This window comes from Halopseudomonas aestusnigri (assembly GCF_002197985.1).
In the GTDB taxonomy this organism is placed as follows: domain Bacteria; phylum Pseudomonadota; class Gammaproteobacteria; order Pseudomonadales; family Pseudomonadaceae; genus Halopseudomonas; species Halopseudomonas aestusnigri.
The window spans coordinates 109,736-123,078 of record NZ_NBYK01000009.1; the positions used below are offsets into that span (position 1 = coordinate 109,736).

The window sequence follows — 13,343 nt, forward strand, 5'->3', positions numbered from 1 at the left end:
GGCAGCCTTGCAGGGAGGGCAAATCAGGTACTGGCGGTTTTCTTGCGCGGAATACCCAGGCGCTGCCGGCGCTCCCACAGACACTTGCGGCTGATGCCGAGCTTGTGGGCCAGCTGGGTTTCGGTCATGTGGTCCTGGTGCTCCAGTACAAAGTGCTGGAAGTAGTCCTCCAGCGACAGGTCCTCGGCCGGCTCCTGCCCGGGGGTTACTTCGTTCTGCATGGTTTGCAGGGCGTTGGCGGCCTCGGAAGCACGCTCGATCTCGGCATCCAGCTCAATGCCCAGCAGGTCGGCAGTAATTTCCTCGTGATCACAGAGAATGGCCGAACGTTCGATTGCGTTCTCCAGCTCGCGCACGTTGCCCGGCCAGCTGTAGGCGAGGATTGCGCGCTCTGCGTCCCTGCTGAAGTGCAGACCTTCCATATTCATGTTGCGTGCCGCGCGCTGCAGTAGCGCCTCGGCGATCAGCATCACGTCCCGGCCGCGCTCGCGCAGTGGCGGCAGGCGCAACTCGATCACGTTCAGGCGGTAATACAGGTCCTCACGGAACAGACCTTGTCGCGCCATGGTCTTGAGGTCGCGGTGGGTGGCGGCCACCAGACGCACATCAACCTTGTGCGATTGCACCGAGCCGACCCTGCGAATCTCTCCTTCCTGCAGCACCCGCAGTAATCGCGCCTGAGCCTCCAGTGGCAACTCGCCGATCTCGTCAAGGAACAGGGTGCCGCCGTCGGCCGCCTCGACCAGGCCGGTACGGTTGCTGGTGGCGCCGGTAAAGGAGCCCTTCTCATGGCCGAACAGTTCAGACTCGATCAGGGTTTCCGGAATGGCAGCGCAGTTGACCGAAATCAGCGGTGCCTTGGCGCGCTGGGATTGTTCATGCATGGCCCGGGCAACCAGCTCCTTGCCGGTACCGGACTCACCCTGAATCAGTACGGTCGAGTCGGTTGGCGCGACCTTGCGAATGCGCTTGAAAAGAGTCTGCATGGCGTCACAGGCGCCGATGATACCCATATCCTGGCCACCACCATCGGTGCTGGCCGTGGTGGCCTTGGGCGCCGGCTCTGGCGTCGGAGTCGCGCCGCTCTGCTGCTTGCGCTGGTCGCCGGCGGCAATAATGCGCTGCACGGTTTCAACCATTTCGTCATGATCGAACGGCTTGGCGATGTAGTCGACAGCGCCGAGCTTCATCGAGTCGACCGCCGAGCGCAGGCTGGCGTAGCTGGTCATGATCAGCACGGGCGTGTTCGGCGCACGGCGGATGAGTTCGGTGCCGGGCTCGCCCGGCAGGCGCAGGTCGCTGATGATCAGCTTGAAACGGTCGAGATCGTGTCGCTCGACGGCCTCGCTGACCGAGCCGGCCTCCTCTACCTGGTAGTGGTGGCGCTCCAGCAACCGTTTCAATGCCGTACGGATGATGGCTTCGTCTTCAACAACCAGAATGTCTGACATAGTTACCTCACAGGTGACGGCGCCTGTTGCAGCATCAGGCAGGGACGCCGTTACCGCTCATGCTATAGCGCGGCAGGGTAATGGTGAAGCGAGTGCCGCGCCGGGTTGTCTGGTCGACCGGGCTGTCGATGGTTATCTGACCATAATGCTCTTCGACAATGGAGTAGACCAGTGCCAATCCGAGCCCGGTACCTGTCCCTGGGTCCTTGGTGGTGAAGAACGGCTCGAACAGCCGATCCATGATGTCCTTGTCGATGCCGCTGCCCTGATCCTCTACTTGCAGCAGTACCTGGTGTTCGTTTTCCTGGGTGGCGATGGTGATGCTGTCGCCATCAGTGCTGGCGTCCCGTGCGTTACCCAGCAGGTTGATAAGGACCTGAACCAGGCGCTGGGCGTCACCGGCTACCATGTGTTCGGGTCGGCACAGGTTAACATACTTGACCTCCGGCCCCCTGCGGTTGAGCGACAGCAGGTGAATCGCCTCGTTGGTGCAGGCCGCCAGATCGACCGGCTCGTTGGGGTTCTGGTGGCGGCTGCCAACGTGGGCGAAGTTGACCAGTGACTGCACGATCCGGGAGACCCGGCGAGTCTGGTCGAGGATCTGTTCGGCGGCTTCGCGTGATTCCGATTGTTCCGATTCGTCGCGCAGGTTTTGCGCCAGACAGGCGATGCCGGTGATCGGGTTACCGATTTCGTGGGCAACGCCAGCAGCCAGACGACCGATTGAGGCCAGACGCTCGGAATGCATCAGCTCCTCTTCCAGCATCTGGGTTTCGGTCTGGTCCTCGACCAGCAGTACCAGGCCGCTACCGCCAACATAGCCGGGCTCGTCGATCGCAGCCTTGTGCAGGCTGAGCCACTGGGTATGGCCATTGACTGCCAGTTTCTGCTTGTACAGGTGCGAGGCCTGGTCTTCGACGAATCGCTCGAATAGGTCTCGCCAGGGGCCGGGCAGGCTGCTCAGGCGCGAGCCGATGACGCTGTCGGCGTCGATGCCGGTCAGCGCCTGCATGGCGTGGTTCCACATCAGGATTTCATTGTCCTGGGCCAGCGAGCAGACGCCCATCGGCAGGTGCTGCAGCGTCTGGCGGTGATAGCGTCGCAGGGCGTCGAGTTCGGCGGCCAGTCCGGTCAGGCGGCTGTGGTAGTCCTCCAGCCGGTTTTCGATGAAATGGATGTCCTCGGTCATATAGCCGTCGCGGCCCATCTTGAACGGCAGGAAGGTCTCGATGATGTCCTGGGCCACCGAGGGACCCATCAGGCCCGACAGGTTGGCTTCCAGCCGGTCGCGCAGGCGGCGCAGGGCATAGGGGCGGCGCTCGTCAAATGGCAGCTTTAGGTCTCGCAACGCCTGCTCGACCTCGTGCTGGGCGGTCTTGTTGCCGAGCGGCTTGGCCAGTTGCTGGGCAAACTCCTGCGGCGAGGACGCCATCAGCTGCATCCGTTGGGGGCGACTGACGTTGTCGACCGAGCAGGCCTCGGCAGCACTCTGCTCCTCAACCGAGCGTTGGGTAAATAGCGAGACGAGCGCCAGCACCACGACGTTGACAGCCAGCGAGGAGATCGCGGCCAGGTGCCAGGTGTCGGCATTGAATGACAGGGTCAGCCCGAACAGGGTGATGCCGTGCAGCTCGGTAACCAGTGGCAGCAGCAGGGTGACGGCCCACACCAGCATGCCGGCAATGACGCCGCCGATGAAGCCGCGGCGGTTGGCTTGTGGCCAGTACAGCACTGACAGGGTCCCCGGCAGAAACTGTACGGTGGCGACAAACGAGGCAATACCGAGGTTGGCCAGGTCCTGTTCGGCGCCGAGCAGGCGGTAGAAGCCGTAGCCGGCCATGATGATGGCGGCAATCAGCGTGCGGCGGGTCCACAGCAGCCAGCGGTAGATGTTGTTGTCGGCGCTGGGCTGGTAGAGCGGCAGCACCAGATGATTGAGCACCATGCCCGACAGTGCCAGGGTGATGACGATGATCAGGCCGCTGGCCGCCGACAGACCGCCGACAAAGGCCAGCAGCGAGAGCCACTCGGATCCACCGGCCACGCCCAGGCCCAGTGAGTAGTATTCCGGATTGGTGCGTACACCCAGATGCAGGCCTGCCCAGAGGATCGGCGGGACTGCCAGGCTCATCAGCAGCAGGAACAGCGGCAGACCCCAGCTGGCTGTGCTGAGGGCGCGCGGATTGAGGTTTTCGGTAAAGGCCATGTGATACATGTGCGGCATGACGAATGCAGCCGAGAAGAACACCAGCAGCAGGGTACGCCAGGGACCTTCCTGCAGCGGTGTATGCAGCGTGCTGAGGGCCTCCTGATTGGTATCCAGCCAGAGCTGCAGTCCCTGCGGACCGTCGAATACAACATAGAGCGCATACAAACCGATGGCGCCGATAGCGACCAGTTTGACCAGTGACTCGAAGGCAATCGCCATGACCAGCCCTTCGTGTTTCTCGCGTGCCGAGATATGGCGGGCTCCGAACAGGATGGCGAACAGGATGATCAGCACGCAGAACCCGAGTGCAACCGACCCCTGGCCAGATTCCTGAGTCAGGATCTGCACCGAGTCGGCCACCGCCTGTATTTGCAGTGCCAGCAACGGCAGTACGCCGACCAGCATGAATATGGTGGTCAGGGTCCCAGCCCAGGTGCTGCGAAAGCGGAAGGCAAACAGGTCGGCCAGTGAAGACAGCTGGTAGGTGCGGGTAATCCTCAGGATCGGGTTGAGCAGCACCGGTGCCAGCAGAAAGGCGCCGCAGACACCGAGGTAGTAGGTTAGAAAGCCGTAACCGTACTGATAGGCCAGTCCTACTGTTCCGTAGAACGCCCAGGCGCTGGCGTAGACTCCCAGTGACAGGGTGTAGACCGCGGGATGGCGCAGCACGGCGCGCGGCACGCGACCATTTTCGGTGGCCCAGGCCACGCCAAACAGGAGGATCAGGTAGACAATGCTGATCAACAGCAACTGGCTGAGATCAAAGCTCATCGGCATCTCGGGGACTCTGTAGCAGCATGCCGGCGACGATCAGGATCAGCCACAGCACATAGGGTCGGTACCAGGCACCCTGCGGTTCTATCCACCAGTCCATGATGGCCGGCGAGAACAGGTAGATGCCGATGACCAGCAGCAGTACCAGTCGGTAGATATACATGGGTATCCGTCGGTTGGGGCAACTCCCCGAAGGAGGGGCGTCGCGGTTCAGTCGGTGATGGTAATCAGCGCGCCACGGCTTGCCAAGCAATCAACTCGGCAGGCCGGCCTCAAGGATGTGTTTTGTGGCGGGCAGACGGCCGGGTTGCCAGTGGGCGATGCCCCACTGCAGCAGCTCGGCGACGGGGGCGCCGCGCAGTGTCTCGGGTACCGGCTGGGCCAGGGCGCGCAGGGCCCGCCAGAGCGATGCTGGCGCTTGCGTGCGCTGCAGCGGGGCCGAGCCCAGTCGCTTGCTCAGCTTCTCGCCGTCGGGGCGCATGATCAGTGGTACGTGCAGATAGCGTGGTGGCGTCTGACCGAGCAGCTGATACAGCCAGATCTGTCTCGGTGTTGAATCCAGCAGGTCGGCGCCACGCACGACATCTGTTACACCCTGATCAATGTCGTCCAGCACGACGGCCAGTTGGTAGGCGTACACTCCGTCGCGCCGGCGGATAATGAAATCGCCTAGCTCTCTGGCCAGATTCTGTGTCAGCGGTGGCTGAAGGCGATCGACACAGGTTATCGGGGTATCGTTGACCCGTACCCGTACTGCGTGATCGGCGGCTGCCTGCAGCCGGCGCCCAGCGCAGGTGCCGGGATAGACTGGGCCGTGCTGCAGTAATGTTTTGCGCGGGCAGTCGCAGTAGTACGCCAGCCCTTTATCCAGCCAGCGCTTGATCTGTGCGCGATACAGGTCCAGCCGCTCGCTCTGACGCACTATCTGCCCGTCGTGCTCCAGGCCAAAGTCGTCAAGTGCCTGCAGTATCTGGGTTTCGGCGTCGGGCTGGCTGCGCGCCTGATCGAGATCTTCGATGCGAATCAGCCATTGACCGCCTGCGTGACGGGCATCGAGGTAGCTGGCCAGTGCCGCGACCAGAGAGCCGAAGTGCAAGAGGCCGCTGGGGGTGGGGGCGAAGCGCCCGATGTAGGGAGAGGTCATGCTGGGTAAGGCAATTGCAGGCTGCCGGGCAGCCTGCAATGCGGCGGGTCGACTCAGCTGCCGACCTGCTTTTCCTTGATTTCGGCCAGGGTCTTGCAGTCGATGCAAAGCGTCGCTGTGGGGCGTGCCTCAAGACGACGAATGCCGATTTCGACACCACAGGAGTCACAGAAACCGTAGTCATCTTCTTCGATGCGCTGCAGCGTCTGGTCGATCTTCTTGATCAGCTTGCGCTCGCGATCACGGGTCCGCAGTTCCAGGCTGAATTCCTCTTCCTGACTGGCCCTGTCGGCGGGATCGGGGAAGTTGGCCGCCTCGTCCTGCATGTGATGCACGGTACGATCGACTTCTTCCATCAGTTCCTGTTTCCAGGTGTTGAGAATGTTGGCGAAATGCGCGAGCTGTTGCTCGTTCATGTACTCCTCACCCTTCTTTTCCTGATAGGGGACGAAGCCACGGATCAACATTGATGTTTTCTGTTTGGCATTGCTGGGCATGAGGACCCCTCACTTGTTGCTCTATCTTCCTGTTTCAGGTCTCACCCACTCAACCTGACGTGCTTCGGCCTAAAGCCTGCAAGCGGGCAAAGCTACCAGAAGCTGATGGCCTGCGCTACTGTTTGCCGCCAGAAGGCAGACGCAGGCCTGCAAGCCGCTGCCAGTCGGGCTCTGACAGGGTATCATCGGCGTTTTTGTCGCCATCTCGGGATGTTTCTATGTCGCAGCAGCGCTGGGCCGGACGGGTTCAGGAAATTCAACCGTTTCACGTCATGGCCGTTTTGGCACGCGCCCGTGCGCTTGAGGCCCATGGGCGTGATGTCATTCATATGGAAATTGGCGAGCCCGATTTCACTACCCCTGAACCCATTGTTCGTGCCGGTCAGCAGGCGCTGGCTGACGGTTGTACCGGATATACGCCGGCACTCGGGCTGCCGGCGCTGCGCGAGGCCATTGCGGGCCTCTACCTTCAGCGTCACGGGTTGGACGTGGACCCCGCTCGGATCGTGGTTACCCCCGGTGGGTCGGCAGCGCTACTGCTGGTCAGCGCATTGCTGGTCGAACCCGGCCGCAAGGTGCTGATGGCCGATCCGGCCTACCCCTGCAACCGGCATTTTCTGCGCCTGGTTGAGGGGCGCGCGGTGCTGGTGCCGACCGGGCCGGAAACCAACTATCAACTGACGCCCGAGCTGGTCGAGCAGCACTGGGATGCCGATTGCGTCGCCGTGCTGGCGGCGTCGCCGGCCAATCCAACCGGCACCCTGTTGTCGCGCCAGGAGCTGGCTGCGCTGTCGGCGACCTGTCGGCGCCTTGGGGCAGAGCTTATTGTCGACGAGATTTATCACGGACTGACCTACGGGCTGGATGCGCCGTCGGTGCTGGAGGTGGCTGATGATGCATTTGTGCTCAACAGCTTCTCCAAGTATTTCGGCATGACCGGCTGGCGCCTTGGCTGGCTGGTCGCGCCCGAGGCGGCGGTGCCTGAGCTGGAAAAGCTGGCGCAGAATCTCTACATCTGCGCGCCGCATATGGCGCAGCAGGCGGCCCTTGCGGCCTTTGGCGAGGAAAGTCGGGAAATCTGCGAGATTCGCCGTCGTGCCTTTCAGGTGCGCCGTGACTTTCTGCTTCCGGCCATTCGCGACCTCGGCTTCAAGGTACCGGTTACCCCGCAGGGTGCCTTCTATTTATATGCCGACATGCAGGGGCTGGGGGGTGACAGTGCCGGATTCTGCCAGCATGTAATCGAGCGCGAGTTCGTCGCCCTGACGCCAGGGCTGGATTTCGGTCATCACCGTGCCGCGCAGCATCTCAGGCTGGCCTACACCACCTCGCTGGAGCGCCTGGAGCAGGCAGTTGAGCGACTTTCGCGGGCGCTGAACAGTTGGTCGCCCGAGTGCTGATTCCGTTTGAAACGCCGCTGCGCGAGGCGACGCTACTGCGCCGTTACAAGCGCTTTCTGGCCGATATTCGGCTGCCGGACGGCCAGGAAATCACGGTGCATTGCCCCAATACCGGTTCGATGCGCAACTGCGGTCAGCCCGGCGACCGGGTCTGGGTGAGTCTGGATTACAAGCCCGGGCGCAAGCTGCCGGGTACCTGGGAGCTGGTCGAGATCGGCTCTGGCCAGGTGGCGTGCATCCACAGTGCGCGGGCCAACCGAGTGGTTGCTCAGGCGTTGCAGCAGGGGCTGATCACGCCCCTGGCCGGCTATCCGGAGGTGCGCGCTGAGGTGCGGCTGCCCGAGGGCTCCAGCCGCTTTGACTTTCTGCTCTCCGGCGGCGGCAGGGCGGAGTGTGTGGTTGAGGTGAAAAGCGTAACCCTGGCTCTGGGGAAGGTTGTGGGGGCGTTTCCGGATGCGGTCAGTGCCCGGGGTCAGAAGCATCTGCGCGAACTGATCGAGGTGGTGCAGGGCGGACGCCGTGCCTGTCTGCTGTTCTGCGTGATGCATTCGGGCATCGAACAGGTTCGGCCGGCGGACGAGATCGATGCGGAGTATGGGCGGTTGTTGCGCGAGGCGGCGGCAGCCGGGGTAGAGGTGCTGGCCTGGTCGGTCTGGCCGCAGCCGAATGGAATGCAGGTACGTGGCGCGTTGCCGGTCGTGTTATGACGGCTGTTCGTCGTCCAGCCAGACGTGCCCGTTGCTGACGTGGCAGCGCAACTGGCGCAGTGACTGTCCAGCGCAGGGGCCGGCAACGCATTCACCGTTTTCCGGCAGGAACAGGGCGCCATGAGTGGCGCACTGGATCAGTCTTCCTGAGCTGTCTAGGAACTGGTCGGGTACCCATTCCAGGCTGATACCGCGATGCGGGCAGCGGTTTTCGTAGAGATAGACGTGCTCACCCTGGCGTACCAGGAACAGTGATTGCCCCTGATAGAGAACGCCCTTGCTGCCGCGCAGGGGCAGTTCATCAAGGTGGCACAGAGGCTTGGGCAGAAAGTCGTGGTCTGACATGGGGCGGATTATCCTGCGATGCTCGTTACAAAGCCAGTCGTGGTCATGACGCTGACAGCGTCCCCCGGTATGCTGGCAGTCCTTTCAAGGTTGGCGTCCGCGCCACCGATCGGTAACAGGAATACGACATGGTGCTGCAGCCGCGCTACAAAAGACTGGTAATGATGGGGTTGCTGGCGTTTCTGCTGGTTGCCTGTCTGCTGTCGCTGGCGCTCGGCCCGGTCAGTATTGCGCCGTCCGACACGCTGCGTGCGCTGTTCTGGCGCTTTGCCGGCACCGCAGTGCCGGCCGATCAGCAACTGATCATCGAACAGATTCGTCTGCCGCGCATGCTGATGGGCGTGGTTGCCGGCGCCACCCTGGCGCTCACCGGTGCGGCCATGCAGGGGCTGTTTCGCAATCCGCTGGCCGATCCCGGCCTGATTGGTATCTCCAGTGGTGCGGCGCTCGGCGCGGCACTGGTAATCGTGCTGGGTTCGTTGCTGGTTGGCCCGCTCGGCGCCGACTGGCAGCCCTATCTGACGGTGCCCGGGGCGTTTGTTGGCGGACTGGCCTGCACGGCACTGGTGTACCGTCTCGGCCAGTCGGTGCAGGGCACCTCGGTAGCCAGCATGTTGCTGGCGGGTATCGCCATCACAGCCATCAGTGGTGCACTGGTTGGCTTGCTCAGCTACCTGGCTGATGATGGCATGCTGCGTACGCTGACGTTCTGGAATATGGGCAGTTTGGCCGCTGCCGACTATCCGAGAGTCGGGCTGCTGTTGCTGTGCTGCCTGCCCATCTGGTGGCGCCTGCCCCGGCTGGCGCCAGCATTGAACGCCCTGCTGCTGGGTGAGTCGGAGGCCCGCCATCTCGGCGTTGAAGTCGAGCGGGTCAAGCGTGAACTGGTGCTGTTGACGGCGTTGGGTGTGGGCGCCTGTGTGGCCGCCTGCGGACTGATTGGCTTTGTCGGGCTGGTGGTGCCGCATCTGGTCAGGCTGGTGCTGGGGCCGGATCATCGCTGGCTGCTGCCGGCCTCGATGCTGCTGGGGTCGGCATTGCTGCTGCTGTCGGATGTGACTGCCCGATTGCTCCTCGCTCCAGCGGAACTGCCCCTGGGGATCATTACCGCGCTGCTGGGGGCGCCGTTCTTTTTGTCACTGCTGATGCGCGTGCGTCGCCAGGGTGGTTTCTGATGCTCAGTGTCGAACAGCTGGGTTGCAGTCGCGGTGGGCGACAGGTACTGCGCCACCTGACATTCGATCTGTGCGCAGGGGAGGTCATCGCGGTGCTGGGCACCAACGGCGCCGGCAAAAGTACCTTGCTCGCGGCGCTGTGTGGCGCGCTTGCGGTAGATGCCGGGCGAGTGCAGTTGGCAGGCAGGAACCTTGATGAGTGGACGGCAGGTGAGCGGGCTCGCCGGCTGGCCGTATTGCCCCAGCAATCGGAGCTGGTCTTTCCGTTTCGCGTGGAGGAGGTCGTGGCGCTGGGCCGTATGCCGCACGCCACTGGGTTGCAGCAGGACCGGGCTATTTGTGCCGATGCGATGGCGGCAGCCGATGTGACGCACCTGTCGCAGCGCAGCTATCTGACGCTATCTGGCGGTGAGCGTCAGCGGGTTCATCTGGCCCGCGTGCTGGCGCAGGTCTGGGAGGTTGGCGAGGGTGGCTGTCTGCTGCTGGATGAGCCAACCGCCTCGCTCGACCTGGCGCATCAGCGACTGATCATGCAACAGGCCCGTGCGATGGCTTCCCGGGGCTTGAGTGTGCTGGTCGTGCTGCACGATCTGAATCTGGCTGCGGCGTTTGCCGATCGTGTTCTGCTGCTGCACGAGGGCAGGCTGGATGCATTGGGTACGCCCTGGCAGGTGTTGCAGGCCGACCATATTGAAAGGGTGTTCGGCGTTGCGGTGCAGGTTCAGCGGCATCCGCAGCACGACTGCCCGCTGGTTATTCTGTGAGGTGGCAATGAACGTACTGATTCTGATCGCCGGTCTTTTCGGGGCGGCCTTGGCGCTGGCTGCGCCGCTGCCTGCCTGGCAGGCAACCGATGGTCTTGATGATCCGCATCTGGGACAGGTGTGGGACACCCATGCCCAGCGCTGGCTTGATCCGCAGCAGTTGGTCGACGCGTTGCTGGATGAGCCGCGGGTCATTCTCGGCGAGCGACATGATCATCCTGATCATCACCGGCTCCAGCTCTGGTTGCTGGAACAGCTGCAGGCGCAGCGACCACAGGGTGCACTGGTGATGGAAATGCTGCAATCCAGCCAGCAGCCGCAGGTCGACGCCTTGCAGGGTAAGCCGCTGCCGGCTGACCCGATGCTGGCTGAACAGCTGCAGTGGCAGCCGGGTTGGGATTGGGCGTTGTATGGCCCGCTGGTGCGTTGGGGGCTGGTTGTGCCGGAACGGCTGCTGACGGCGAATCTGGATCGTGACGAGTTGATGGTGTTCTATCGCGATCCGTCCTCCGATGTATCTGGCTACCCTGCCTCCGCCCGCGCCGAGCTGGAGCGCATCATTATTGCCAGTCACTGTGACCTTATTGATGCGTCGCAGGTTGCTCCCATGCTGCGCATTCAGCAGGCGCGCGATCTGCGCATGGGGCAGGCATTGGCGACAGCCCCGGTGCCGGCGCTGCTGATTGCCGGGGCGTATCACGGGCGCCGTGACCTCGGCATCCCGCTGCATTGGGATGCCCAATGGGGGGCTGCGCCGGTGGTCGTGTTGCTATCGGAAGCGGGTAGCCCGTTGCCCGGCCCGGAGCAGGCGGACTTCGTCTGGCTGGCTCCGGGATTGCCTGAGCAGGACCACTGTGCGGGGATGCGAGCGGCGGCTGAGAGCTAGACGCTGCGGCTGCGCAGATGCGGGCTGCTGCGCAGCATGTCCAGCAGCGTGGCCGCGATGTCATCTGCCCGCTCTACCAGGCTGAGCTGCTGCGGCTGCATCAGCCATTGATGCAGTACGCCGTAAATGAACGAGTGAGCACAGAACAGGGCCATATCGATATCCAGATCAGCGGGTAGCTCGCCGCTGGCAATGGCCAGCATCAAGGATGTGCGCAGGTTGTCATCATGGTGCCGGTTCATGGTCTGCAGGTGTTTTTTCTGCGTGCAGGGCTCGTCGATGTAGTCGCATTTGAGCAACAGAATCTCGTTCACCCGGCGCGATGACGGGTCTGACTCCAGGCGCTTGAGCACGGTCACCAGGAGCTCGCGAAAGCGCTCCAGCGGATTCGGGGCGCTGGCATCGCGGGCTGCCTGGTTGAGCGATGCCAGTGGCAGCTGAATGCGCTGGAACAGGGCCTCCAGCAGGTCTGCCTTATCCTGGAAATGCCAATAGATCGCTCCCCGGGTCACGCCGGCAGCCTGGGCGATATCACTCAGGGAGGTGCGTGAAACACCTTTTTTGTGGAAGCACTGCTCGGCGGCGTCGAGGATGCTTTCGCGGGTTTCAAAGGCTTCTTCTTTTGTGCGTCTGGCCATGCAAGTCTCGAGCGGAAAACAGGGAGCGGGGGGCCATGGTGGCCAAGTTGTGAGCGAATGTTATCGTAAGACCAAAACAATTTACAGACAGGTGTGAATGTAAGTATATTGTGCGCCAATCAGTGATGCCCCTAACGGGACCCAAGGGGCATGCGCCTAATCAGACATAACGGTTTTTCACGAGGATTCACCATGCCGATGAAGCCAGCGCGCGCTGCTCTCTTCCCGCTTCTTGCATCCCTGTTGCTGATCAGCGCCTGCCAGGACGCCGAACAACAGGGCGGGCAGCAGCAACAACAGCAGGTGCCAGAGGTTGGCGTGGTCACGCTCAAGGCCGAACGCTTCCTGCTGACCAATACTCTTCCCGGTCGAACCACTGCATACCGAGTTGCCGAAGTGCGTCCTCAGGTGAACGGCATCCTGGAGAAACGTCTGTTTGATGAAGGCGCTGAAGTCAAGGCCGGCCAGCAGCTTTATCAGATCGACGACGATGTTTATCAGGCCGCGCTGAAGAGTGCCGAGGCAAGCAGTATCTCGACCCGTTCTCTGGCCGAGCGCTACGGCATTCTGGTGAAGGAGAATGCGGTCAGTCAGCAGGCGTTCGATGAAGCCCGGGCTGCCAGCCTGCAGGCCCAGGCTGCGCTTGATGAGGCGCGTATCAATGTGCGGTACACCCGCGTGCTGGCACCCATTGACGGTCGGATCGGCCGCTCAGCGGTCAGCGAGGGGGCGCTGGTCACCAGTGGCCAGGCCCAGCCGCTGGCAACCATCCAGCAGCTTGATCCCATTTATGTGGACATTACCCAGTCTTCGCGCGAGATGCTGGATCTGCGTCGTGATCTGGAGGCCGGCCGTCTGCAGCGCGCAGGCGATAATGCTGCCACCGTGACGCTGACACTTGAAGACGGCAGTCGCTACGCCCAGGAGGGCAAGCTGGAGTTTTCCGAGGTCAGTGTTGACGAAGGTACCGGTTCGGTCATCCTGCGCGCGGTATTCCCCAACCCCGATCGGCTGCTGCTGCCTGGCATGTTTGTGCACGCGAACCTGGTTGCTGGCGCCAAGAGTGATGCGATTCTGGCGCCGCAGCAGGGTATTACGCGCACACCGCGCGGCACTGCCGTTGCGATGGTGGTCAATGCCGAGGGCAAGGTCGAGCAGCGCGAGGTGGTGACCGATCGCACAGTGGGCAATCGCTGGCTGATCGCATCGGGCCTGGGCGAGGGCGATCAACTGATTACCGAAGGCCTGCAATACATCCGCCCGGGAGCTCCGGTAACAGTCAAGCCGGCCGGCAATGTCGCCGAGCAACAGGATAGCGCTGCTCAGCCTGACGCTGATCAGTAAGGAAGCGAA

Annotated in this window: 13 protein-coding genes; 6 read left to right on the forward strand and 7 right to left on the reverse strand. The window is 62.7% G+C overall.

Annotated elements, in window-relative coordinates; all coding sequences use genetic code 11:
- Positions 1-23: 23 nt before the first annotated feature.
- The 5 genes from B7O88_RS13020 to dksA form a co-directional block, all read right to left on the reverse strand.
- Positions 24-1,451, reverse strand: a complete 1,428-nt coding sequence (locus B7O88_RS13020; RefSeq protein WP_088276421.1) for a sigma-54-dependent transcriptional regulator — start codon at positions 1,449-1,451, stop codon at positions 24-26.
- 34 nt (positions 1,452-1,485) lie between these two features.
- Entirely contained in the window at positions 1,486-4,437 is a 2,952-nt protein-coding gene (locus B7O88_RS13025) for a sensor histidine kinase (RefSeq protein ID WP_088276422.1), read from the reverse strand.
- Positions 4,421-4,597, reverse strand: coding sequence for a hypothetical protein (locus tag B7O88_RS13030; protein ID WP_088276423.1), 177 nt, complete (start codon positions 4,595-4,597; stop codon positions 4,421-4,423). The genes B7O88_RS13025 and B7O88_RS13030 overlap by 17 nt, the downstream gene beginning before the upstream one ends.
- Positions 4,598-4,687: 90 nt before the next feature.
- Complete coding sequence (gluQRS, locus tag B7O88_RS13035) at positions 4,688-5,578, reverse strand: tRNA glutamyl-Q(34) synthetase GluQRS (RefSeq protein WP_088276453.1); 891 nt, start codon at positions 5,576-5,578, stop codon at positions 4,688-4,690.
- Between the two features lie 53 nt (positions 5,579-5,631).
- Positions 5,632-6,075 carry an RNA polymerase-binding protein DksA gene (gene dksA / locus B7O88_RS13040; protein WP_088276424.1) on the reverse strand — a complete coding sequence of 148 codons (444 nt, stop codon included), beginning with the start codon at positions 6,073-6,075 and terminating at the stop codon, positions 5,632-5,634.
- A gap of 218 nt (positions 6,076-6,293) precedes the next feature.
- Here dksA and B7O88_RS13045 point away from each other — a divergent pair, with 218 nt between their 5' ends.
- Together B7O88_RS13045 and sfsA are read left to right on the forward strand one after the other, a co-directional pair.
- Positions 6,294-7,475, forward strand: coding sequence for a pyridoxal phosphate-dependent aminotransferase (locus B7O88_RS13045; RefSeq protein ID WP_088276425.1), 1,182 nt, complete (start codon positions 6,294-6,296; stop codon positions 7,473-7,475).
- A complete protein-coding gene (sfsA, locus tag B7O88_RS13050) occupies positions 7,475-8,182 on the forward strand; it encodes a DNA/RNA nuclease SfsA (RefSeq protein ID WP_088276454.1) in 708 nt (235 codons plus the stop codon). Before B7O88_RS13045 ends, sfsA begins: the two co-directional genes overlap by 1 nt.
- Here the strand turns inward: sfsA and B7O88_RS13055 are convergent.
- On the reverse strand, positions 8,177-8,527 hold the full coding sequence (locus tag B7O88_RS13055) for a Rieske (2Fe-2S) protein (RefSeq protein WP_088276427.1): 351 nt from the start codon (positions 8,525-8,527) through the stop codon (positions 8,177-8,179). The genes sfsA and B7O88_RS13055 overlap by 6 nt on opposite strands.
- Positions 8,528-8,688: 161 nt before the next feature.
- Between B7O88_RS13055 and B7O88_RS13060 the strand changes: the two genes are divergently transcribed.
- The 3 genes from B7O88_RS13060 to B7O88_RS13070 are packed head-to-tail and all read left to right on the forward strand — an operon-like array spanning position 8,689 to position 11,352.
- A complete protein-coding gene (locus B7O88_RS13060) occupies positions 8,689-9,702 on the forward strand; it encodes a FecCD family ABC transporter permease (RefSeq protein WP_412779075.1) in 1,014 nt (337 codons plus the stop codon).
- Positions 9,702-10,466 carry a heme ABC transporter ATP-binding protein gene (locus B7O88_RS13065; RefSeq protein ID WP_088276429.1) on the forward strand — a complete coding sequence of 255 codons (765 nt, stop codon included), beginning with the start codon at positions 9,702-9,704 and terminating at the stop codon, positions 10,464-10,466. Before B7O88_RS13060 ends, B7O88_RS13065 begins: the two co-directional genes overlap by 1 nt.
- Positions 10,467-10,473: 7 nt before the next feature.
- A complete protein-coding gene (locus tag B7O88_RS13070) occupies positions 10,474-11,352 on the forward strand; it encodes a ChaN family lipoprotein (protein WP_088276430.1) in 879 nt (292 codons plus the stop codon).
- Here B7O88_RS13070 and B7O88_RS13075 read toward each other — a convergent pair.
- The gene (locus tag B7O88_RS13075; protein WP_088276432.1) at positions 11,349-11,990 is read right to left on the reverse strand and encodes a TetR family transcriptional regulator; all 642 of its coding nucleotides are present in this window, start codon (positions 11,988-11,990) and stop codon (positions 11,349-11,351) included. The genes B7O88_RS13070 and B7O88_RS13075 overlap by 4 nt on opposite strands.
- Positions 11,991-12,182: 192 nt before the next feature.
- Between B7O88_RS13075 and B7O88_RS13080 the strand changes: the two genes are divergently transcribed.
- On the forward strand, positions 12,183-13,334 hold the full coding sequence (locus B7O88_RS13080; RefSeq protein ID WP_088276433.1) for an efflux RND transporter periplasmic adaptor subunit: 1,152 nt from the start codon (positions 12,183-12,185) through the stop codon (positions 13,332-13,334).
- Positions 13,335-13,343 lie beyond the last annotated feature (9 nt).

What these genes read in the sequence shown, in the direction of transcription:
- B7O88_RS13075 (WP_088276432.1), bottom strand. Translation starts at nt 11,990, where the DNA reads ATGGCCAGACGCACAAAAGAAGAAGCCTTTGAAACCCGCGAAAGCATC.
- gluQRS (WP_088276453.1), bottom strand. Translation starts at nt 5,578, where the DNA reads ATGACCTCTCCCTACATCGGGCGCTTCGCCCCCACCCCCAGCGGCCTC.
- B7O88_RS13070 (WP_088276430.1), top strand. Translation starts at nt 10,474, where the DNA reads ATGAACGTACTGATTCTGATCGCCGGTCTTTTCGGGGCGGCCTTGGCG.
- B7O88_RS13055 (WP_088276427.1), bottom strand. Translation starts at nt 8,527, where the DNA reads ATGTCAGACCACGACTTTCTGCCCAAGCCTCTGTGCCACCTTGATGAA.
- B7O88_RS13020 (WP_088276421.1), bottom strand. Translation starts at nt 1,451, where the DNA reads ATGTCAGACATTCTGGTTGTTGAAGACGAAGCCATCATCCGTACGGCA.
- B7O88_RS13060 (WP_412779075.1), top strand. Translation starts at nt 8,689, where the DNA reads ATGATGGGGTTGCTGGCGTTTCTGCTGGTTGCCTGTCTGCTGTCGCTG.
- B7O88_RS13065 (WP_088276429.1), top strand. Translation starts at nt 9,702, where the DNA reads ATGCTCAGTGTCGAACAGCTGGGTTGCAGTCGCGGTGGGCGACAGGTA.
- dksA (WP_088276424.1), bottom strand. Translation starts at nt 6,075, where the DNA reads ATGCCCAGCAATGCCAAACAGAAAACATCAATGTTGATCCGTGGCTTC.
- B7O88_RS13030 (WP_088276423.1), bottom strand. Translation starts at nt 4,597, where the DNA reads ATGTATATCTACCGACTGGTACTGCTGCTGGTCATCGGCATCTACCTG.
- B7O88_RS13045 (WP_088276425.1), top strand. Translation starts at nt 6,294, where the DNA reads ATGTCGCAGCAGCGCTGGGCCGGACGGGTTCAGGAAATTCAACCGTTT.
- B7O88_RS13080 (WP_088276433.1), top strand. Translation starts at nt 12,183, where the DNA reads ATGCCGATGAAGCCAGCGCGCGCTGCTCTCTTCCCGCTTCTTGCATCC.
- B7O88_RS13025 (WP_088276422.1), bottom strand. Translation starts at nt 4,437, where the DNA reads ATGCCGATGAGCTTTGATCTCAGCCAGTTGCTGTTGATCAGCATTGTC.